This window comes from Ensifer sp. GW823-FHT05D09, from assembly GCF_058795755.1.
Genome location: NZ_JBXAIA010000004.1, coordinates 161,775 through 182,042, shown reverse-complemented (window position 1 = coordinate 182,042; position 20,268 = coordinate 161,775). Strand labels below are relative to the sequence as shown.

Annotated in this window: 17 protein-coding genes; 6 read left to right on the top strand and 11 right to left on the bottom strand. The window is 61.1% G+C overall.

The annotated features are described in order from the left end of the window. Positions 1-3: 3 nt before the first annotated feature. The 9 genes from AC1Q80_RS14995 to AC1Q80_RS14955 all read right to left on the bottom strand — a co-directional run bounded on the left by AC1Q80_RS14995 (position 4) and on the right by AC1Q80_RS14955 (position 11,394). Complete coding sequence (locus AC1Q80_RS14995) at positions 4-2,361, bottom strand: Wzz/FepE/Etk N-terminal domain-containing protein (protein WP_492360918.1); 2,358 nt, start codon at positions 2,359-2,361, stop codon at positions 4-6. A gap of 67 nt (positions 2,362-2,428) precedes the next feature. Next, entirely contained in the window at positions 2,429-3,334 is a 906-nt protein-coding gene (locus AC1Q80_RS14990; RefSeq protein WP_492360917.1) for a UTP--glucose-1-phosphate uridylyltransferase, read from the bottom strand. A gap of 4 nt (positions 3,335-3,338) precedes the next feature. Next, complete coding sequence (locus tag AC1Q80_RS14985; RefSeq protein ID WP_492361079.1) at positions 3,339-4,352, bottom strand: glycosyltransferase family 2 protein; 1,014 nt, start codon at positions 4,350-4,352, stop codon at positions 3,339-3,341. Further along, a complete protein-coding gene (locus AC1Q80_RS14980) occupies positions 4,352-5,299 on the bottom strand; it encodes a glycosyltransferase family 2 protein (protein ID WP_492360916.1) in 948 nt (315 codons plus the stop codon). Before AC1Q80_RS14980 ends, AC1Q80_RS14985 begins: the two co-directional genes overlap by 1 nt. Next, positions 5,296-6,294 (bottom strand): glycosyltransferase family 2 protein, encoded by a 999-nt coding sequence (locus AC1Q80_RS14975; RefSeq protein WP_492360915.1) that lies wholly within the window; start codon positions 6,292-6,294, stop codon positions 5,296-5,298. The genes AC1Q80_RS14980 and AC1Q80_RS14975 overlap by 4 nt, the downstream gene beginning before the upstream one ends. Next, positions 6,291-7,493 (bottom strand): glycosyltransferase family protein, encoded by a 1,203-nt coding sequence (locus AC1Q80_RS14970; RefSeq protein ID WP_492360914.1) that lies wholly within the window; start codon positions 7,491-7,493, stop codon positions 6,291-6,293. The genes AC1Q80_RS14975 and AC1Q80_RS14970 overlap by 4 nt, the downstream gene beginning before the upstream one ends. Before the next feature lie 105 nt (positions 7,494-7,598). Further along, on the bottom strand, positions 7,599-8,381 hold the full coding sequence (exoK, locus tag AC1Q80_RS14965) for an endo-1,3-1,4-beta-glycanase ExoK (RefSeq protein WP_492360913.1): 783 nt from the start codon (positions 8,379-8,381) through the stop codon (positions 7,599-7,601). Between the two features lie 2 nt (positions 8,382-8,383). Next, positions 8,384-9,499 carry an acyltransferase family protein gene (locus AC1Q80_RS14960; protein WP_492360912.1) on the bottom strand — a complete coding sequence of 372 codons (1,116 nt, stop codon included), beginning with the start codon at positions 9,497-9,499 and terminating at the stop codon, positions 8,384-8,386. A 410-nt stretch (positions 9,500-9,909) separates the two neighbouring features. Further along, complete coding sequence (locus AC1Q80_RS14955; RefSeq protein WP_492360911.1) at positions 9,910-11,394, bottom strand: lipopolysaccharide biosynthesis protein; 1,485 nt, start codon at positions 11,392-11,394, stop codon at positions 9,910-9,912. A gap of 124 nt (positions 11,395-11,518) precedes the next feature. Here AC1Q80_RS14955 and AC1Q80_RS14950 point away from each other — a divergent pair, with 124 nt between their 5' ends. Next, positions 11,519-12,484 carry a glycosyltransferase family 2 protein gene (locus AC1Q80_RS14950; RefSeq protein WP_492360910.1) on the top strand — a complete coding sequence of 322 codons (966 nt, stop codon included), beginning with the start codon at positions 11,519-11,521 and terminating at the stop codon, positions 12,482-12,484. 84 nt (positions 12,485-12,568) lie between these two features. Continuing rightward, on the top strand, positions 12,569-13,519 hold the full coding sequence (locus AC1Q80_RS14945) for a polysaccharide pyruvyl transferase family protein (RefSeq protein ID WP_492360909.1): 951 nt from the start codon (positions 12,569-12,571) through the stop codon (positions 13,517-13,519). Between the two features lie 42 nt (positions 13,520-13,561). Here AC1Q80_RS14945 and AC1Q80_RS14940 read toward each other — a convergent pair whose 3' ends face one another. Further along, the gene (locus AC1Q80_RS14940; RefSeq protein ID WP_492360908.1) at positions 13,562-14,575 is read right to left on the bottom strand and encodes a glycosyltransferase family 2 protein; all 1,014 of its coding nucleotides are present in this window, start codon (positions 14,573-14,575) and stop codon (positions 13,562-13,564) included. Between the two features lie 154 nt (positions 14,576-14,729). After that, entirely contained in the window at positions 14,730-15,014 is a 285-nt protein-coding gene (locus AC1Q80_RS14935) for an exopolysaccharide production repressor protein (RefSeq protein ID WP_492360907.1), read from the bottom strand. A gap of 781 nt (positions 15,015-15,795) precedes the next feature. On the opposite strand from AC1Q80_RS14935, the gene AC1Q80_RS14930 reads away from it, so the two are divergent. The 4 genes from AC1Q80_RS14930 (at position 15,796) to AC1Q80_RS14915 (ending at position 20,232) form a co-directional block, all read left to right on the top strand. Then, positions 15,796-16,476, top strand: coding sequence for a sugar transferase (locus AC1Q80_RS14930; protein WP_173422169.1), 681 nt, complete (start codon positions 15,796-15,798; stop codon positions 16,474-16,476). 145 nt (positions 16,477-16,621) lie between these two features. After that, the gene (locus AC1Q80_RS14925) at positions 16,622-17,824 is read left to right on the top strand and encodes a polysaccharide biosynthesis/export family protein (RefSeq protein WP_492361078.1); all 1,203 of its coding nucleotides are present in this window, start codon (positions 16,622-16,624) and stop codon (positions 17,822-17,824) included. Between the two features lie 108 nt (positions 17,825-17,932). Next, the gene (locus tag AC1Q80_RS14920; RefSeq protein WP_492360906.1) at positions 17,933-19,216 is read left to right on the top strand and encodes an O-antigen ligase family protein; all 1,284 of its coding nucleotides are present in this window, start codon (positions 17,933-17,935) and stop codon (positions 19,214-19,216) included. A 14-nt stretch (positions 19,217-19,230) separates the two neighbouring features. Beyond that, a complete protein-coding gene (locus AC1Q80_RS14915; protein ID WP_492361077.1) occupies positions 19,231-20,232 on the top strand; it encodes an acyltransferase family protein in 1,002 nt (333 codons plus the stop codon). Positions 20,233-20,268: the final 36 nt, after the last annotated feature.

The following is a 20,268-nucleotide window of genomic DNA, read 5'->3' as shown; positions in this document are numbered from 1 at the left end:
GGTTCAGACCGGTTCTGCTTCGCGCCGGGTTGCGGCATTGTCGACGTAGTATTTTTCGAAGCGGTGGCGATACTGTTCGGCGGCGCCGAAATCGCTGTATTTAGCCAGTTCGCGCATATCCGTCTTGTTGAGGATCACGCCGAGGATTTTGGCGTTGATCTCAGGTTCGGCGTGAAGCAGATCGCGCACGAGCCTTGACGGCGTGCGGCCCCATTCGGCGACGAAGAGGAAGCCGTCGGCAAGTGGCGAAAACGCCTTGGCGTCGACGACAGGTGCGAGTGCTGCAAGGTCGACGATCACATAGTCGAAGGACTTGCGCGCATTCGTGATCAGCTCCGCCATGGCCGGCGAGGCGAGCAGCTCGTGGCTGTCATGCGGGTAGTGGTCGGTGGCCTCACCTCCGACCGGGAAGATCGCAAGCTTCGTCTGATGGTCGATCTTGATGCCGGCCGGCCAGGACGTCTCTCCCGTCAGCGCTTCGACAAGCCCGGTCTTCGGCGCAGGCGTGATCATCTTGCTCAGGCCCGGCTTGCGGATATCCGCGTCGATCAGCAGCGTCCGCTTGCCGCTGGCGGCGAGAAGGGCCGCATAATTGGCGGCGACGATCGATTTTCCTTCGTCCGGAACTGCCGAGACGATGCCGACGACCCGGCAGGCGTTGCCATGCAGCATCTGGTCGCAGGCGAGCTTTGCGTTGCGGAAGGTCTCGGTAAAGGACGAGCGCGGCGCGTCGAGTACGATGCGACTGACGCGTTCGAAGGGAATCGGTTCCGGTGTCGGTTGGGTTGGTCCCTTGTCCTTCATCAGTCGAGCACGCATCTGGTCCGCTGCCGTTGGCGGCCGCGGGCCGATCAGGGGCACATAACCAAGCGACCGGTGCCCGAGGATCGAGCGGACATCGCCTTCGAGACGGAAAGTCCGCTCGCGGAATTCCTGAAATGCGGCAAAGGCGCCGCCGGCCATCATGCCGAGTACGGCCGAGAGCGCCAGGATCATCGTCTTCTTCGGGCTGGACGGTGAAACAGGGACACCGGCTTCGGAAATCACCCGTGCCTTGGCGATCGGGAAGGAGCGCTGCTGTGCGGCCTGCTCGTAGCGGCCGAGATAGGACTCGTAGAGTGTCTTCAGTGCGGCAGACTTCTGTTCAAGTTCGCGCAGGTGCACGAGCGATCGGTTGGCGTCGGAGTTTCGGCCGGTGGTGCCCTCGATGTTTTCGCGCAGCGAGGCTTCGCGCGAGCGGGCGACTTCGTATTCGTTGCGGTAGCTCGACGTCAGCTGCTGCAGTTCCTGATAGATCTGGCGGCCGATGTCGTTCTTCTCTGCCCGCAGCGAAACCGCCTGCGGATGATCGGCGCCAAAACTCTGGGTGACCTCCTGCTCGCGCTTGCCGACGGAGAGATAGCGGGTCCTGAGGTCACGGATCACCGAATTGTCGCCGTCCTTCGAAGAGATCGTCGCGTTGTCGACTGCCTTCTCCGGGCCCTGTTCGACGATCGCCTGAAACTGCTTGTAGCGGGCAGAAGCGGTGGCGGTGTCGGCCTGGGCAATGATGAGCTGGCTGTTGAGGTCGGAGAGCTGCTGCTCGGACATCAGTTCGCCGCGCGCCGAGGTCAGGCCGTTGTCGGTGCGGTATTGTTCGACCTCAAGCGAAGCGACCTGCGAGCGCTGCCGGAGGTCGGCAAGGCGCTCCTGCAGCCATACTGATGCCCGTTCGGTCGCCTCGAAATTGGCGTTCAACTGGTCGGTCAGATACGCGTCCGCATAGGCGCGCACCACTTGGGCTGCCAGCTGCGGATCGCTCGAACGGTAGGAAAGGGCAACGACAGAGCTGCGCGACACGCGCTCGACCGCAAGGCCCTGCTGGATGAGGGCAGCCGCCTTCTGCCGCCGTCCACTGCGTGCTGCCTCTTCCGATACCGTGGGCCCGCCGCCAAAGACGCCGGTGATCGCCTTCGTCCAATCCTTGACGACGCCAAAGGGGGACCGCGGCGGATTGAGGATCGTGTCGTTGTCGGCAAGGTTGATCTTGTCGACGACACGCAGAGCCAGTTCGCCCGATTTCAGGATCTCCACGGCACTGGCAATCTGGGTATCGAGCAATTGGCTGTTTTGCGGTGACGCCTCTTCCTCGGCGTATTTGGAGAGGTTCTCGTCGAGCAGGATCTGCGTCATCGACGTATAGTTCGGCGTGGCAAACAGCAGGTAGACGCCACCGAGGACGACGAACAGGGCAACGAAAAGCCCGACGGTCCTGCCGCGGCGAAGCACCACCGAGAAGAGCCGGTCGAGGTCGATGAAACCATCCGATTCCTCGGCTTGTCGGGGCAAGACGCTGCTGAACGGTAGACTTCTTTGTTTCATTGGGTCGCTCTGTCCGTTTCCATACAGTCGATCGGCCGGCGCCCTTGTTCGGGCGCCGGAGCCGGGTTTATGCCGCGCGGATGCGGCCTTCGTGAGACAAAACCATGTCCCTGACGGATTCGTAGACCTGCTCGCCGATATCCTGACGGGCAAGGGCGAAGGCGACATTCGCCTCGATGAACCCATGCTTGGAGCCGCAATCGAAAGTCCGGCCATCATAGGGATGGGCGTGGAACGACTGGTCTTTCGAGAGTTTCAGCATGCCGTCCGTCAGCTGGATCTCGTTGCCGGCGCCGCGCTGCTGGCGGGCGAGAATGCCGAAGATTTCGGGCTGAAGCACGTAGCGGCCGTTGAGGTAGAAGTTCGACGGTGCTTCGCCAGCGCGCGGCTTTTCGACCATTTCGGTGACGGTGAAACCATGCGGTACGGCCGATCCCTTGCCGACTATGCCATACTTCGAGGCATCCTCGGGCGCGCACTGCTCGACGCCGACGACGTTGCCGCCGGTTTGACGATAGAGATCCATCAAACCGGCCATGCAGCCGCGCGCACCATAGGAAAGCATGTCGGGCAGGAGCAGCGCGAAAGGCTCGTCGCCGATCAGGTCGCGCGCACACCAGACGGCGTGGCCGAGGCCAAGCGGCGCCTGTTGCCGGGTGAAGCTGACGGAGCCAGCTTTCGGCAGCATGCTTTCGAGCTCGGAAATCTGGGCGTTCTTGCCCGAACGTGTCAGTGACGAAATCAGCTCGGGTGTATCGTCGAAGTGGTCTTCGATCGCCTGCTTGTTTCGGCTGGTGACGAAGACGATGTGTTCGATGCCGGCCTGGCGGGCTTCATCGACGGCATATTGGACGACCGGGCGATCGACGATCGTCAGCATCTCTTTCGGCACGGCCTTGGTGGCGGGAAGGAAACGCGTGCCGTTGCCGGCAACCGGAATAACTGCTTTTCTGACAGTTCTGATACGGTCCATGGCATTATCCTTTTTTCGTGTGGGGGCATTTGCCCGAGGTGGATCGTTCAGCCGCCACTGTCATCGTGGCGGGCTTCAAGCGCGACAGCGGCGCAACGAAGCGGCGCAGTCGCGCGGCGATCGGCATCCGGAGATGCCGGAGCGCGCGGGGGCTGGAGAGTGCCGTCTTGATGGCGCTGCCCAGCGATCTGGATTTCAGGTGTTCAACGAGTGACAGGAAGGCGCGCGCCTCTTGAAGGCTGCGGCTGCGCTTGCGCTGCATTGCCATTGCACCTGCGTTGACCATGTGGGTGTTGAGGAATGCCGCGTCGGCGGCGATCATCGCATCGACGTGGTGCAGTTCCAACACGCGCGAAATAGAGCCTTCACGGATGTGATAGCGGTAGCCGGCCGACGGATCGACGACGCATCGTCCGCCCTCGGCAAGGGCCGAGGCCAGCAGGATATAGTCTTCGCCGATGCGGATATCTTGCCTGAAGCGCAGTCGCTTCTGTTCGAGAAACCGTCGCGCGAAGATTGGCTTCATGTAGCCGAAATTGTAGGTCGAACGGAAAAGCACGTTGGAGCCGATGAAGGCCGCAAGGGTGAGGATCGGCGTCTTCTCTAGCGTAGCGTCGGCAAACATCCGCTCGCGTCGGCCATCGAGATTCAGGACCTCCAGATTGTCGACGGCGATATCGGCGGTTTCGCTGCGTGCTCGCGCGATCATTCGGGCCAATCGTCCCGGCCGAACGGTATCGTCGGCATCGAGAATGGCGACCCAGTCGCCGCGCGCCGCGTCGAGGCCGGCATTGCGCGCGCCACCGGGGCCCTGATTGGCCGGGAGCCGGATTAGCCGGATGCGCGGATCGGTCATCGCTTCGACGACGGCCGCAGTTTCATCCGGCGAAGCGTCGTCGACGACGATCACCTCGATCTCGACATCTTCCTGGGCAAGCGCACTGTCGATGGCCCGCGCGATCGTATCCGCCGCCCTGAATGCGGCGATGACAAAGCTGACATCGGGATTGCTCTTCATCATCGCGCTGCCACTTCCGAGGCGCCGTATTGCTCAAGCTCGCGAATGCCGAAGAGGCCGCTTACGACGCCGGCATGCATGATGGCGCGCAGCGCATAGCGCGAGCGGACGACAGGCGAGGCGACGAAAAGCAGGCTTGCGGTCGCGCAATACCCGGACTTGGCAGTGGCGCGAACGACCTCCGCTGCCTTGCGGCCACCCACTGCGGCTTGCGTCAACAGGCGCCCATGGGTCTGGCCGGAACGAAAACGTCGTCTTGCCAGCCATTCGAAACTGGCGCGTTTTTCCGGCACGATCTCGTAGACCAGGGCATCCGGCGCATAGGCGAGGCGGCCACCATCCCCATGCATATGGGTGAAGAACTCAGTGTCCTCACCGCCGGTCTTGCCAAGCGCCAGGTTGAAACGCCGGCCGGCGAGTGCTGGTCTTTTGCGATCGAGCAGGACATTGCAGGTGTAGCCCGTAACAATCTGGCCGCCGACCCAGACCGGTCGTGTCGAATGAAAATCACCGCGCCGCATCCAGGAGGGAGCATCAAGGTCGTACCCTGCTCGAACCGGACCGAGAACGGCCTCGGCCCCTGTGACAGCGGCCGTTTCCAGCAGGCGCATGAGCCAGTCGAGCGAGACGGTTTCGTCATCGTCGACGAAGGCAAGGTAGTCGCCCGTGGCGTTGTCGAGGCAGGCGTTGCGCGCGATGGAGATGTTGCCTGCCGGGCAGTGCACATAGTCGATCTCGAAGGGAACCTCCGAGCGCAAGGCGTCGACAAGCCCGGCAGCGCTTGGCTCGACGTCGTTGTCGGCGACGATGATCCGGATCGCCGTTCCCTCAGGCACCGTGATGGAGGCCAGAGAGCGCAGGGTTTCGGCAAGCTCGGGCCGGCGAAAGGTGCAGACCGCGATATCGACCCTGATATCCACGGGCATTTGGGTAGCGGCCTCAATCATGGTGCGACCCGCCTGTTGCGAAGGTCGAGTAATTCGCGCCAGAACCCGGCCGACCAGGCGAAGTGCATCACCATGGCCGAGATAGCAGCAAGCGGCCCGTAGGGGTTTTTCTGGCCGAGTGCCATCCAGGCACCGTAGCCGATGCAGGCTGCGGCCCAGAGCACGACCGGGACGACGGCAACCCAGTTGATCACGGCCAGCAAAGCGCCGATTGCCACCGGTGCGACCGCAAGCGGCAGCAATTGCCTGAGGCTAGGCACCACACGGTGCTTCAACACATTGCGGGCGCGCCCTCGGCCGTAGCTGAAGTACTGCCGGAACAGCGGGCCGACCTTGGCACGGGGGTAATAGACCATGCTCGTCCGGTCGGTCATCCAGATGCGGTAGCCGGCCTGGCGGAAGCGATAGTCGAACTCGGCGTCTTCGTTGTGGCTGAAGCTTTCGTCGTAACCGCCGATTGCCTTGAAGGCTTGAATGCGCATCAGGGCGTGATGGCCGTGGTCGGCCCAATGGCTTGTGGCTCCGAGCCGATGCTTGGCACCGCCATTTCCGAGCTTGGAATTCTGGGCGTAGGCGGTCGCCTTCTGGAAGGGCGTGAAGCCGACAGTCTCCATGGCAACGACGACGGAGTCGGCGCCGGTGGAGATCACCTCGTCGACCAGTCTCTGGCAGTAATCGTCAGGATAGGTGCCGTGCGCATCGATTCGGATCAGAAAATCGAACGAGCCGCCAAATTCAGTGACCGCCAGATTGATTGCGGCACTCTGGATGCGCCTGGGATTGTCGAGCATCAGGACGGCCGGATCGCCTTCAGCGAGCCGCGCTGCGATTTCGCGTGTGCCATCGGTGCTGCCGCCATCGGCAATCAGGATGACCGCGTTGAGCGGGCGGAGCGATGGGCGAAGCTTGTCCACCAGGATTTCGATATGGTCTGCCTCGTTGAGGCAGGGGATGACGATCAGACTGCGCGTCGACGTCAGATCTGTTGTGTTCATGACAAACCACCTTCGTTTTGACGGACGGGGGAAAGGGGTGCTGCAGGCTCGGGAGCCGTCGACGTGATTGCCGAAAGGCGCCTGACGAGGTTCTCGCAATCGTTGCGACCAAAGACCCATGTGTCGGAATTGCAGGCGCGCACGCGATCAGACGCATCGGCGTAGCGGCCCGCGTCGACGTCGCCGAGAAGTGAAACCAGATTGTCCGGCTCGGCTTCATCGAGCAGAAAGCCGAGGCCGCGGACTGCGAGAAAGCGTGCGGTCTCCGTCCCGCGCATGGCGATCGGCACCCGACCAAATCGGCATCCCTCGTAGAGCCGGTTCGGAAGCAGCCATCTGGAATTCTGGCCTTCCTCGAAAAAATCGATCGCCCAGGTGAAGTCGACCTCGTCGTAGATGGCGCCGAGGTCCTCCGGGCTGCGATAAGGGCCGTGGAAGGTCATGTGCGGTTCATCGCGCACAAAGCCGTCGAAATCGTCGAATTCGGAATAGGCCGGCCGGCCGCGAAGGACGATCTTGAAGCGGCCGTCCATACGCCGGGAAAATGCGGAAAGCAGTGCGAGTGATTTGCGGCAGCGCAGCGCGCCGAACCAGCCGATCCGCCAGGGTTCGTCCGGTCGCGATGTGGTGACTGTTGCAAGTGGCGGATCGCCGCGCTCGCCGAGTTCAAGCACCTTGTTCTCAAGCAGCATGACCGGCGTTTCCAGCCCGGAGAGCGGGCGGAAATAATGCTCGACGAAGGCGGGCGAGCTGGTGATCAAAAGCCGCGCATTGCGCCCGAGGTAGGCTTCGCTGGCACGCACCGCACGCCCGGCCACATCGTCGCGCAGAAGCAGGCGGTGAATGTCGAGGCATTCATAGACGACAGGAACAAAGCCGCCGAACATGCCGACTGCCTTGTTGGCGACGGCGAGCATGTCGAGGTTGCGTGCGATGATCACGTCGGGCCGGTCGACTGCACGCAACTTCGCCGGCAGGGACAGGCATGCCTTGGCGACCGCTGCGATCCGCTGGCCGAAGCGGCCATCGCGGGTCGTGCCGAGCTCGATCGGGTCGATGCCCTCGATGGCCGCCAGCGCGTTTGCGCCCCGGCGAAAGCCTGCGAGTGTTACGCGTGCACCCCCCGCTTTCAGCATCAGGACACGACGGCGCACCGCGGGGTCAGCCAGATCCTGTGCCAGATAGAGTACCTTCAGCATGAAAACGTCCGTCTTCCTGCTCAGCCCGAGCCAAGCGTCATTCAAGAAATCGTGCAACGCGCCAGTGGTGGCGCGATGCACGGATGCGGCGGTGCGGTGGTGTCCTCAGTCCAGTTTGCAGGCGACGGATTCGGCGAACTGGCACTTGTCACCGGGCGCAGTGAAGGCGATCCGGTCGACCTGCAGCGCCGTCGGTCCCTTGTAATTGAAGGTGCCCATCCAATCGCTGAGCGTGTCAGTGCCCCACAGGCTGAAGAAGATCTTCTGGGCGTTGGTCGGGATCTTGGCGGGATCGGTCACTTCGTGAACCAGTTCGCCATTGACGTAGTAGCGGATCCGCTCCTTCTCCCAGACGAAGGCGTAGTCGTTGAAGCCCTGATTGGCGCCGCCCGGTACGTCTGCGAGCTTCTCGTTGCCGCCCTTGGCCGAGACATATTGGTTGAGCTGCACCTTGGCCGGGTTCTTGCCGAGCACCTCGAAGTCGATCTCGTCATGCGGCTTCTTGTCGGCGGGACCGATGTAAGTGAAGAAAGCCGAGTTCAGCCCGGATCCGTCGGCTGCCTTGATGCGGGCTTCGTAGGTGCCGTAGCCGAAGCGCTTGCGGGTCTGGACTTCACCGCAGGCATAGTTGCGCTCGCCCTTTTTGCCTTCCTCGAACTTGAGCTCAAGGACGCCGTCGACGACCATCGCCTGATCCTTCGACCATGTGCAGTTCTGGTGTGGGCCGTTGTTCCAGCCATCGGAGACATACCAGTGGCCGGTGTCGAGCGCGTCGAAATTGTCGAGGAACGAGGTGCCGGTGGCGCCTTGCTGAGCTGATGCAGAGCCGGCAATCCCGGCAAGGAGTATCGTGAGCAGGGCGAGGCGGTGAGGTCTGATCGATCTCATGGTCAGGTCCTTTGCTGAGGGGAGTAGTCGGTGCGACGTCCGGTGTCCGGGCGCGCATCGGCTCGGGAGGCGTCGGTGCGGCTGCCGGTCAGGACGGCGGTGAAACCCGGTGCGAGGCGCTTGGCGTAAGCATGCGCGGCAACGAGAAGGGCAATCGTGATGAAGGGGATCACGAAGTAGAACAGACGGTAGTCGGTGAACCCGGTGCGGTTCCACACCATCCAGAAAAGGATGAGCAGGGGGTAGTGGGCGCAGAAGATCCAGAAGCTGAGGCCGCCGGAGCGCGCCAGCCGTTCGCCGAGCCTGGTGCGCATGAGAAGCGCGGATACGGCCCAGGAACCGACGATGCCGGAAAGGGCCGTCAGGCTGCGCAGCATATCGACCCAGGCGGGGAACTCGGGGCCTGTCTGGTAGAGAACGATCGACAGCGCGACGGCAGCGGCGAGGAAGAGGGCGGTGATCGATCGCGCATAGGGATCGAGCCGCTTAACGTCGATGCGGTGCAGGCTCAGATAGATACCGGTTGAGAAGCCGAACAGGATCGATTTCTTCAGGAAGATACCGTTCGGCAGCGGAAGCACCGCGTAGGCAAGCAGCAGGCCAAGCGCCTGCAGCGGATAGCGCTTGATCAGCCAGGCGAGCGCTGGCGAGAGCAGGATGCAAAGCAACAGATCGCGCAGGAAATAGAGCGGCACGTTGACCGGCAGTCCCTCGAGCGCAAACGCGAGACTCAGCCATTCGCGCGGGCTGGCATTCACCACATCCGGGAGGTAGCCGAAACCGATGTTTTTGAGCTGCGCGGCATAGACCAGCGCCAGAAAGGCAAGGTTCCACAGGAGGAAGGGAAGCAATACCGTGCGCGCTTTGGTCCGAAGCGTCTTGCCGTAGTCGAACGTCTCCAGGCCGCGGCGGAACAGGAGATAGCCGGAGATCGCGCTGAGGCAGGGAACGCCGACGCGAAAGAGGCTGTCGCCCAGAAACACGCGCAGCCAGTCCCAGAACCCATAGGTGCCGAGGAAGGGGCTCGTCTGCGGATCATGCGGCACATGTACGAAGACGATGCCTGAGATCAGCACGATGCGCATCAGATTGATCCGCGAGGAAATATTCGCGTCCATAGCCACGATATCCGTCACTCCTATCTGCCAGCGCCATTTTCGGCGCCGTTTCAACAGAGCAGACTAGAGCCCGCATCACTTAAGCTAGGGCAGGGGCGTGGCTGAAAATATGGCGCTGCAGCAAAAGAATCGGCCATGATTTGCTGCGGTGCAGCATTCGCCACATTTCGAATTCACCGCAAATTGAAAGCGAATTGACCGCTGCAATCGTCAAAAGCTCACCGCTTGTCGCATGTTGCGCAACATGCTCATATTCTAATGAAGTGTATCCTTGGGTTGAGTTTACGTCGGATAATTGCCAGCAAAAATGGCAGACTTTTTTTCGTTGATCATTGTCAATTCAAGGTTTTTTGCCTCCCGCGGTGAGAATTGCGGCGAGTGTGAGGCACATCGCAGTTCGCTAACCCATATCATTCCGCAGGTTCTGGAGCCGGTGCCGCTGCGCCGCGCTGACGGATCATTTGCTGAAGCTTCACCAGCAGTTTGCGCTCCGTCAGAACCATCAGAATGAGGTAGATGCCACCGCCGATGGCGGCGCCGACGAGCACCTGCATGATGGCATTGGGAACGTGCGAACCGAAGCGCTCAAGGAGGAGGCGCACCGTAAGCGCCATGGCAAAGGCTGCAAACATTGGTCTGGTCGAGACGAAGAAACCTCTGAAGAACGGCATGCCGTCAGCCCGGAAGACCACCCAGGAATATCCGACGAGCGTCAGGACGTTGACGATGCAAAGGGCGATCATCGCCTCGATCAGCGAGCCGTTGATAGCGCCATAGGCGACTGCGCCGGTGGTGACGATCGCCCGGATCACTGCCCACCAGAACAGAACCGCCCCCTGGCCGATGCCCTTGAGGTATGGCACGTAAGTGCTGCACGGCGTGAGGATGCCCTTGGACAGGGCCAGAAGGCCGAGAACCGGCCATGCCGCCGCCCATTGGCTGCCGAAGAGCACGAGCATCGCTGGCTCGGCGAGTGCCCACAGCCCGAACATCATCGGTGCAAGCAGCACCGTGGTCACCTGCGTGCTCAGCATGAGCGCCTGGGAGCGGCGCTGGCGATCCTCGCCCATGTGGCTGAAGGCTGGGAAAAGCACACCCATGACGGCTGAAAGCACGATCTGGTTGGGAATGCTGGAAAAGCGGTTGGCGGCGGAATAGGCGCCCGCATCGGAAAGACCGAGATAGCGGGAAATCACCACCATCGGCGACTGGAAGGTGATGAAGTTGGCGAATTCCGAGCCCATCATGCCGAGGCTGAATCGGCTTAATGTCCATACGCGCCGGAACGAAAAGACCAGCTTCGGAATGTAGCCGGAAACGGCATAGAGCCCCGCAAGGCGGATCAATGCCGATACGAAGAGCTGTCCCAAGAGCGACCAGATACCGAAGCCCGCAAGCGCCATGATAACGGCGACGAGTGCGCCAACCGTTTCCGAAATCATGCTCCAGGCCGCATCCTTGCTGAAATTCATGCGCCGGGCGAGAAGCGCATAGGCGACATCCCCGCCAAGCTGAAGCGGGATAAGCAGACTCATGATCTGCAGAAGGTAGGTGGCGTCAGGCGCGCCGAGCAGCGTTGCGAGTGGGGCGGCAAAGACGAAAAGGCCAAGCGCCATGGCCACGGAAATCGCCAGATTCGCCCAGAAGGCCGAGTGGACAAGTTCCATTTCCTCCTCGCGTTGAATGATCAGCGCGGAGGCGAGACCGGCACCGCCGATCATCGCCAGAAACTGCACGACAGTGAGCGCGACCGCGACCGTTCCGAACTCTTCAGGCGTCAGGATGCGCGCCAGAATAGGCACGGTGACAAATTTCAGCCCGAATGTGCCTGTCTTTGAGAGCACGCTCCAGCCGACGTTACGGGTGACGGATTTGGCATTGACGGTGGAGGGCATGGCGAACATCCCGTGAGTCCTTTGAAAGAATAAGAGGCAAAGGACAGGCGATAGACATACGGCCGCGACCCGGTGGGAGGTGACCACGCAAGACTCTTTGTAGAGAAACCGCAGGGGCGAAAAGATGGCAAAGCTTACGATTATTATCCCTTACTACCAGAAGGAGCCGGGCATTCTTCGGCGGGCGCTCAAGTCCGTGTTCGCCCAGACATTCCAGGACTTTCACGTCTTGGTTGTCGACGATCAGTCGCCCTATTCGGTCGATGAGGAACTGGCTCCGCTTGGTGAAGACCTGCGCGCGCGCATCACCATTATACGCCAGCCCAACCAGGGGCCGGGCGGTGCACGCAACACCGGGCTCGACCATGTTCCTCACGATGCGGAATACGTGGCGTTCCTCGATTCCGACGACATCTGGACGCCGGATCACCTGAAGAATGCCTATCAAAGCCTGACGCGCTACGATGCCGATTGCTACTGGGCATCGATCTCGGGCGGCGATGCATTCTACTATCATTTCGGCGTTGCCGATCTCCTGAAGAGCGACACCTGCATTCGCCTGCAGCAGACCCCGCTGGTGGTGGAAATTCCCGATCTTTCACAGGTGATGCTGAGAAACTGGAGCTTCCTGCATCTGTCCTGCATGGTGATCGGGCGCGCGCTGTTCGAAAATATCCGCTTCGATGCAGCCTTGCGGCTGGCCGCCGAAGATGTGCTGTTCTTCTGCGACTGCGTGCTTGCGGCCAGGCGCGTTGTGCTTTGCGATGCGGCCGGTGCCGAGCGCGGCGAAGGCATCAACATCTTCCATTCGATCGACAACGATTCGCCGGAATTCTTGCAGCAGCAGTTCAACACCTTCGTGGCGCTTGAAACGCTCGAGGGCCGGTTTTCGCGCCGCCCACAGGAAATCGCTTCGATCCGCTCCTACCAGCACACGGCCCGCCGACAGGCGCTGTGGAGCCAGGCGCGGCGGCTGCGCCGCAAGCAATCGCCGCAGTTCAGGCTCCTGGCGCGCTGGGTGTGGCGCGATCCGAAATTGCTGCAAAGCGCCCTCCAACTGGCCGTCGGCAAACTATCACCGCAACGCTGATCACGAAGACAGCATCCCTCAGGAGGGAACAGAGACGCCGCTTGCGGTGCCGGACACATTTTCATTTGAGAGAAGGGACCGCTCATGAAGCCCTATTATTGGGAATCACATCACGGCAATTTCGGAGACGACCTCAATCTTTGGCTCTGGGATTTCCTCTTGCCTGGTTTCCGCGACAGCCATGACGACATCCTGCTCGTCGGCGTCGGTACGGTGCTCAACCGAGCGTTACTGCCCGACGGTATGCGAAAACTCGTGCTCGGCAGTGGCTTCGGCTATGGCACGCTTCCGGATATGCGCGACAAGGCGGAGTGGGACGTCCGCTGTGTACGCGGGCCGCTAACCGCCGAGAAGGTCGGAGTCTCGCCCGAACTTGGCATCATCGATCCGGCCGTGATGGTTGCCGAGATGCCGGAATTCCGGAACCTGCCGAAGATCCACAAGCGCAGTTTCGTTCCCCATTGGGAAAGCGCGATCGCCGGCATGTGGCCGACGACCTGCGGCACGGTTGGCCTGCACTATATCGACCCGCGCGGCGAGGCAGGAGCCGTCATCCGGGAGATCGCCCAATCCGAGCTGATCGTGGCGGAATCGATGCACGGTGCAATCCTTGCGGATGCCTTTCGGGTTCCGTGGGTGGCGGTTTCGACATCCGACAGCATCAACAGCTTCAAGTGGAACGACTGGGCGCAGACGGTCGGCGTCACCTATCGCCCGCGCCATGTCCCGGTTTCAAGCCGCGCTGAAGCGATGATCAAGGGCACTAGGTTTTGGGGCATGGGATTCGATATCGCTGAAACCGACGGTGAAGACCCGAACCGGCGCCAGATCGACGGCGACCTCGTCGTCGGCACGCCGCCGCCGAGGCAGACCTTCCTGCGTGGAGCCGCCAAGCAGTTTCTGGCTGCTCCCTCGACGTTGGCCCTGTGGCAGGCGAGCAGGGCCGAGCCGCAACTGAGCGAAGACCGCGTCCTTGCCGAGCGCAAGGCGCGCTTCCGCGGCGTTCTCGAAACCGTTCGTCGCGATTATCTCTAGGAGAAATTCAACGGCGCCCGCGACGGGCGCCGTTGAAGGCGATCAACTCAATTCGGCCGAGGCCGGCAACAGATAGCGCAACCGGTTCGAGTTGCCGCGTTCGGCAAGCGCCTCGGTCGGTCGTATGCGTTCGGTCTTGTCGGCAAAGATGCCACCGGCAACCGCAGGAATTGCCCCCGGCTTGCCGAGCAGATAGGTGATGGCGGCGATCGGGCCGCCTTCGCGTTTCAGATCGAGGAAACGCCGGTGCTCGTAGCGCCCGCGAATATGGCGTTCGTGCCGGCGAATGACGGCGGCCGCCTCGGGGCTCAATCGGTTGTCGGCGAGAATGCCCCGGTCGGCCTCGTAAAGCCTCTTCAGATCCTCGGTGCGATGGCTGCCGCTGAGCGAATTGCCACGCACGATCGCCGCGTAGCCACAGCTGTGGATGATTTTGTAACGCGCGCCTTTGGCAAGCGCTCGCAGGTAGAGGTCGTAGTCTTCGCCGAGACGAAGGGCCTCGTTGTAGGCGAGCTGATGCGTCGATAGAAAATCACGCCGCATCAGCGGTTTCAGAAAGCCGATCTCGCCACGCCTCACGCCGCGGTGCGAGATATTGCCCTCGACGAAGCCGTTGAGGTCGAGAAGGCGTGGTTCCGGCTGGAACCGGCCGACGTCGGCCGCGGCGCTGGCGGCGGCCGTCTCGTCCATGAAGGCGATGTTGTCGGCAACGAAATCCCAGTCGGGCACATCGAGAAGCCGGGTGAGCCTGCCGGGCAGAAAGAAATCGTCGGCATCGAGGATGGCGAGGATCGGCGAGCGGCTGATTGAGATCGCGTGGTTTCGTGCAGCAGCCGGGCCGCGATTGTTCTCGAAGCGAACGACGTTCAGACGTCCTGTGTCATCGGCAGCCGACAAGGCAGACGATGCGGTCGTGTCTGTCGAACCATCGTCGATCACGATTACCTCGGCGGTTTCGGGCTCGGCAAGCGCCGAAGCGACGGCCCTTGCAATCGTTTCGGCGGCATTTTTTGCGGCGATGATGACACAGACGTCCATCGTTGCAGCTGCGGTCATTGTGGCCTCCAGCGTTACGTCGGGCATGGTCGGCATCGCTGTTGCTTTGCCGACGCGCCGCAAGATGCAACGGGATCGTGTCGCAACCGCGTCAAAACGTTGACTTTTTTGTCGACGGTATCATCGGCGGCAAATGGAAGCCGCCTTTTGCGCGTCAGGGATTGAAGTGGCCGGGCCTGTTCAATCGCCCGGTTGAAACCTTGCCAGTCTGTTTTTCGTCCGTCGCTGTGCGGGCGTTCTCGGCTGCCTGCCGGTCGCGTTCGCGCGCCTTCTTCCAAACGAGGAAAACGACAGCCAGGAAATAGCCGACCTGCATCAGCACGGCGCAGATCAGGGTCTGGATCAGGGTCGAGGTCAGTGAGCCGTTCAGCAGGTAGGTGACGATGGCAAAGACCGTCAAGGCGCCAATCATGCTGGCAAAAACGCGGGGTGCGAACATCGCGCTACCTAGCTTTCGGATCTGTTGTTGGTGTCTCCATTGGAGCCAAAGCCCTTCCCACCACAGAGTTTCAATATATTGGCGGTTACGCCCCGGTTCAACCGACAATAGCCGCAGATGCAATATAAGCCGCTATAGCCCCGAAAATGTTTATGTCGCCTTTAGAACAGGCCGGTGCCAATCAAATTCCGTTGATTTGGCTTTTGATTTGGCTTTCGGGAGAGGCAGAGGGAATCGATTTTCACCGGCCGAATTGGGGTTGGCAACGACCGGGCCGAATCTCCCGTTTCCACCCACTGTGGGTTTCGCCTTGTTTCGTTCGTCTCGAGGTTGGCCTTCGATCCGCTTTCACTATCAACTTTTGTTACAAGCTTCGCATTGGTGACGGCTATGTGCGTGCAGTGCAAAATATTGCTGCATCGCAAGATGCGTCGACCAAATTGACGGATTTCAATTTACCGAGAGGGCAAAATTTCCGATACAAGATGAAAGCAAACATCCTGATATCAAGGTACGGTCGATTATTTCATGAGTAATGTCGATACATCCGGAAATTACATCGGCATCTTCAGGAATACACTTGGTCATCCATGAATAGATGATCTTCGTTCACGAGGAAATATTACATATTCGCGATTGATGATATACGTCTGCGGGAGGTGCGTACGCTGCCGGTCATCTTTTCGCCTTTAAAAAGCAAATCCTAACCATACACTCATTCTTGGATACGAGTGCGCCCCAAGGGGACCGACCAATCGCCAACGTAAATGGAGTCTTCTCTATGAAGTCTGCGACTCGATCGGCCAATTCGCCGTTTTTCAGTACCGCAGAGTCAGGAGCATATCGTCCGGTGGGAGGAATTTCGAAGCGCGGCTTCGACGTCTTCACCGCTTCACTCGCTCTTGTCTTTCTCAGTCCGCTCTTCCTGCTCTTGATGACGCTCGTCAAGTTTTCGGATGGCGGATCCGTTTTCTACGGCCACCGCCGTATCGGCCACAACGGCCGCTCATTCCGCTGCCTGAAGTTCCGCACGATGCGGGCAGACGGCGATCGGCTTTTGCAGGATCATCTTCGCAACAATCCGGCCGCCTACGAGGAATGGCGAGCGACACGCAAACTACAGGACGATCCACGGGTGACCGTCGTCGGCAGCGTGCTGCGCAAGCTCAGCCTCGATGAACTGCCGCAGTTGATCAACATCATCCGCGGTGAAATGAGCATCGTCGGCCCGCGACCTGTCGTGGAAGACGAACTCGAACTCTACGACGCCGCAGCCGTCTTCTATCTGCAGTCTCGGCCGGGCCTGACCGGCCTCTGGCAGATCAGCGGCAGGAATGACGTTTCCTATGCAACACGCGTCGCCTTCGACACGCACTATGTGCAGAACTGGTCGCTGATCCGCGACGTCTCCATCGTCTTCAAGACGATCCCCGCAGTCTGCTTTTCTCGCGGCAGCTACTGACCAACGCTGCGCCACGGAGCCTGACGACCTCGGTCGTTGGACGCCGGAGCGCGCGACCAGCAACCGGGAAACCGCAATGACACATCAAATTGCCAACGGGAGATCCCTGATCTCCCTGCGAAAGCCATATTCTCTCAAGGCCGCCATGCTTGCGGCCATAACCGTGTTCGGCACGCTGCCGGCTCATGCCGACGAATACCATCTCGGCGTCATGGACAAGCTGAAGATCCGCGTTGCCGAATGGCAAACCGCCGAAGGCGCGGTGCGCGACTGGTCCGTGGTCAGCGGCGACTATACCGTCGGTGCATCCGGCATGGTCTCCATCCCCTTCATTGGCGACTTGCCGGCAGCAGGCAAGACGACTGCCGAGATGAGCGAGGCGATCGGCGTCAAGATGCAGACGCTGTTCGGTCTGCGCGACCGGCCATCGGCCTCGGTCGAACTTGCCCAGTATCGCCCGGTCTATCTGTCAGGCGAGATTCAGAAGCCCGGTGAGTACCCCTATGCGCCGAACCTGACGGTGTTGAAGGCCGTCAGCCTCGGTGGCGGCTTGAGACGTTCCGAAAGCGGCCAGCGTTTCGCCCGCGACTACATCAATGCCCGCGGAGATTCGAGCGTGCAGGTCTCCGAGCGCAACCGGCTCCTGATCCGGCGCGCGCGCCTGCAGGCGGAGATCGCCGGCAAGGACAAGATCGAACTGCCGAAGGAATTAAAGGACGCCGCCGACGTCGCCGGCCTGCTCGAAAGCGAGACGGCACTGATGGTATCGCGCGACAAGAGGCAGAAGCGTCAGCTGGCATCGCTGGCCGATCTCAAATCCCTGCTCGAAAACGAGATCGAGGCGCTGGCGAAAAAGTCCGAGACCCAGAACCGCCAATTGGACCTGGTGATCGAGGACAGGGACAAGATCGAAGGCCTTGCCGAAAAGGGACTGGCACTGGCTGCGCGAAAGCTCGCTCTTGAGCAGCGCGTCGCCGAGTTGCAAGGGGCCGTCCTCGATATCGACACCGCGTCTCTGAAGGCGAAACAGGACGTCAGCAAGGCGACGCAGGATGACACCAACCTGCGCAACGACTGGGACGCCCAGCTCGCCCAGGACCTGCAGAACACCGATGCCGAACTCGACACCTTGGCGATCAAGCTCGGGACCAGCCGTGACCTGATGACCGAGGCGCTGCTGCAATCGGCCGAGGCGGCGCAGACCAAGGACAACGGGTCGGAGGCTGTGATCAGCTATTCGATCGTCCGCGAGAAGGAAGGCAAGGCTGTCGAGATTGCGGCCGATGAGAAGACGCCGGTTCAGCCGGGCGACGTGATCAAGATCGAAGCCAACGTCGCGATGCGTTAGCGCGCTTCGGGGAGAAGTGCGGAGCGCGGGACCATCAGGAAGCGCTTGAGAACAAAATAGAGCGTTTCTCGGATGCCTATTAATCGAGAAATGCTTTGAAGGATCACGATGAAAATTTCCAAGGCAAGCCTCGTTTCTCCGGGTGAAAACCAGGCCTACGGTACGTTTGCGCTGGCAATATCGTTCTTCGTCTTCGCCTATTCCGCGCGGTTCGGGCAGGCGTCAATCCTGGTCTATTACGCGCTGTGGCTGCCACTGGTCCTCGTCGATTATCGAAGGGTGCTCGGCAATTACGGCAGATGTATCTGGATCCTCGCCTTTGCGGTCTTTGCCTGCCTGTCGGTGTTCTGGTCGGCAGCGCCGGGGATGACGGCAAGGACGGGGGTGCAGTACCTCTCCCATGTCGTCTGCGCCCTGATCGTCATGCGCACGATCGACATCCGCACGCTCGTGCGCGGCGCGCTGGCGGGGGTCGGTATCGTGCTCGTCTATTCGTTGCTGTTTGGCGTCTACCACTTGGATCCGCTTGACGGCACCTATAGTTTCGTCGGTGCCTTTGCTTCGAAGAACCAGCTCGGGTTCTATGCGTCTCTCGGGATCTACTTTGCCTTCATCGCGCCTGTTGCGCTTGGGGAGCGCGGGTTTTGGCTCGGAGCCGCAGGAGCCGTCGGGCTGATATCGGCCTATTCGCTGTTTGCCTCGCAATCGGCGACATCGGTTCTGACGGCCGTCGCTATCGTCTGTTGCTGGCTCGGCATGCGCGCCGTGGGCATGCTGTCGCCCAGCCATCGCAAGGGGCTGTTTCTCGCCGCCATCGTCGTGGGCGGGGTCACTGCCATTGCCGCGGTCTACGGTGGCGGCGTCGACCTCATTCTCGGCCTCTTCGGCAAGGACTCCACGCTGACCGGGCGAACCTATCTCTGGCGGCAGGGCATTGAGGCTGCGCTCTCTTCACCTGTCGTCGGTGTGGGTTACCAGGCCTATTGGGTCCAGGGTTTTTCCGAACCGGAGCGGTTGTGGGAAGAATTCTTCATCGCGACCCGCTCGGGCTTCCACTTCCACAACACCTTCATCGAGGCGATGGTGGAGACCGGCGCGATCGGGCTCGTGCTGCTTTGCACCGTGCTCCTGGTGACCGTCTTCGGCCATATCAAGCGGCTGCTCACCTATGACCACCACGTGGAATCCTCCGTTCTGTTCGGCGTGGTGATGCTGCTGCTCGTGCGGGCCTTCGTCGAAATCGACATCATGAATCCCTACCACGTCGGCTCTTTCCTGCTCTACTTTGCAGCCGGAAAGCTGACGATCAGGCAGGGCCGGCAGGTCGTCAGCGAGCGTCGGCTCGCCGAGGCCAGGGTGCTGGCAAGCAACCACCCGCAGCTGAGGCTCTGATGACCGCTACGCCGATGAAAACGATCCACGGCATACAATATCTGCGCGCGCTTGCCGCGCTCGGTGTCGTGCTCTTTCACGCGGCCGAGCGGACGGGCCACCACTTCGCGATCGGGGCTGCCGGCGTCGATGTCTTCTTCGTCATCAGTGGCTTCATCATGTGGGTGATCAGCGATCGTCGTCCGACAAGACCACTTGCTTTCCTTAAGGAACGACTTCGTCGGATCGCGCCGATTTATTGGCTTGCGACGATGGTGATGATCGGGGGCGGTATTGCCGGCCTTTTCCCGAACCTCGTCTTGTCGGTCGAACACGTTGTCGCGTCCCTGCTGTTCATCCCGACACGCTCGCCGAGCAGCGGCGAAATCTGGCCGGTGCTCGTGCAGGGCTGGACGCTGAATTTCGAGATGTTCTTCTATGTCGTCTTCGCCGCCTCCCTGATGCTACCCAGGCATCGTCGGCTGCCGGCGATGGCGGTGGTGTTCGTTTCGCTGGTCCTGCTTGGGCTTGCCATCGATACGGAGAACGCGCTGTTTTTGACCTATACGCGCCCCGTCATCCTCGAGTTCGTGGCTGGCATGATTGTCGCCGAGTTTTGGCTGCGGGGCCGGATTGCCGGCCCACGTGTCGGCATCGTGCTTGTCGTCGGTTCATTCCTGGGGCTCGCGGGCCTTGCCGTCCTGCGCCTGCCGTTTGACGAAAGGATATTGGGCCCGCTGGCAGTCATGCTGGTCACCGGCACCCTTGCGCTTGAATCCGACGGTTGGTTCCGAAAATGGACATTGCCGACCTTGCTCGGAGATGCCTCCTATTCGATCTACCTGTGGCACACCTTCGCGATATCGGTCGTCGTCAAGACCGCGGCGATGGTCGGCTTGAACTCAGCGCTGACACTGCTTGTCGCGCTCGTGACCGGCACGCTGGCCGGCATTGCCGCGTATTTCATCATCGAGCGTCCGCTCACGCGACGTACCCGCTCCAGATTGCCCCTGAACCGGGTACGTCCGGCATCCTAGCTGTCTAGGCCAGGATGCGGTTCGTCGAGGTGCCTG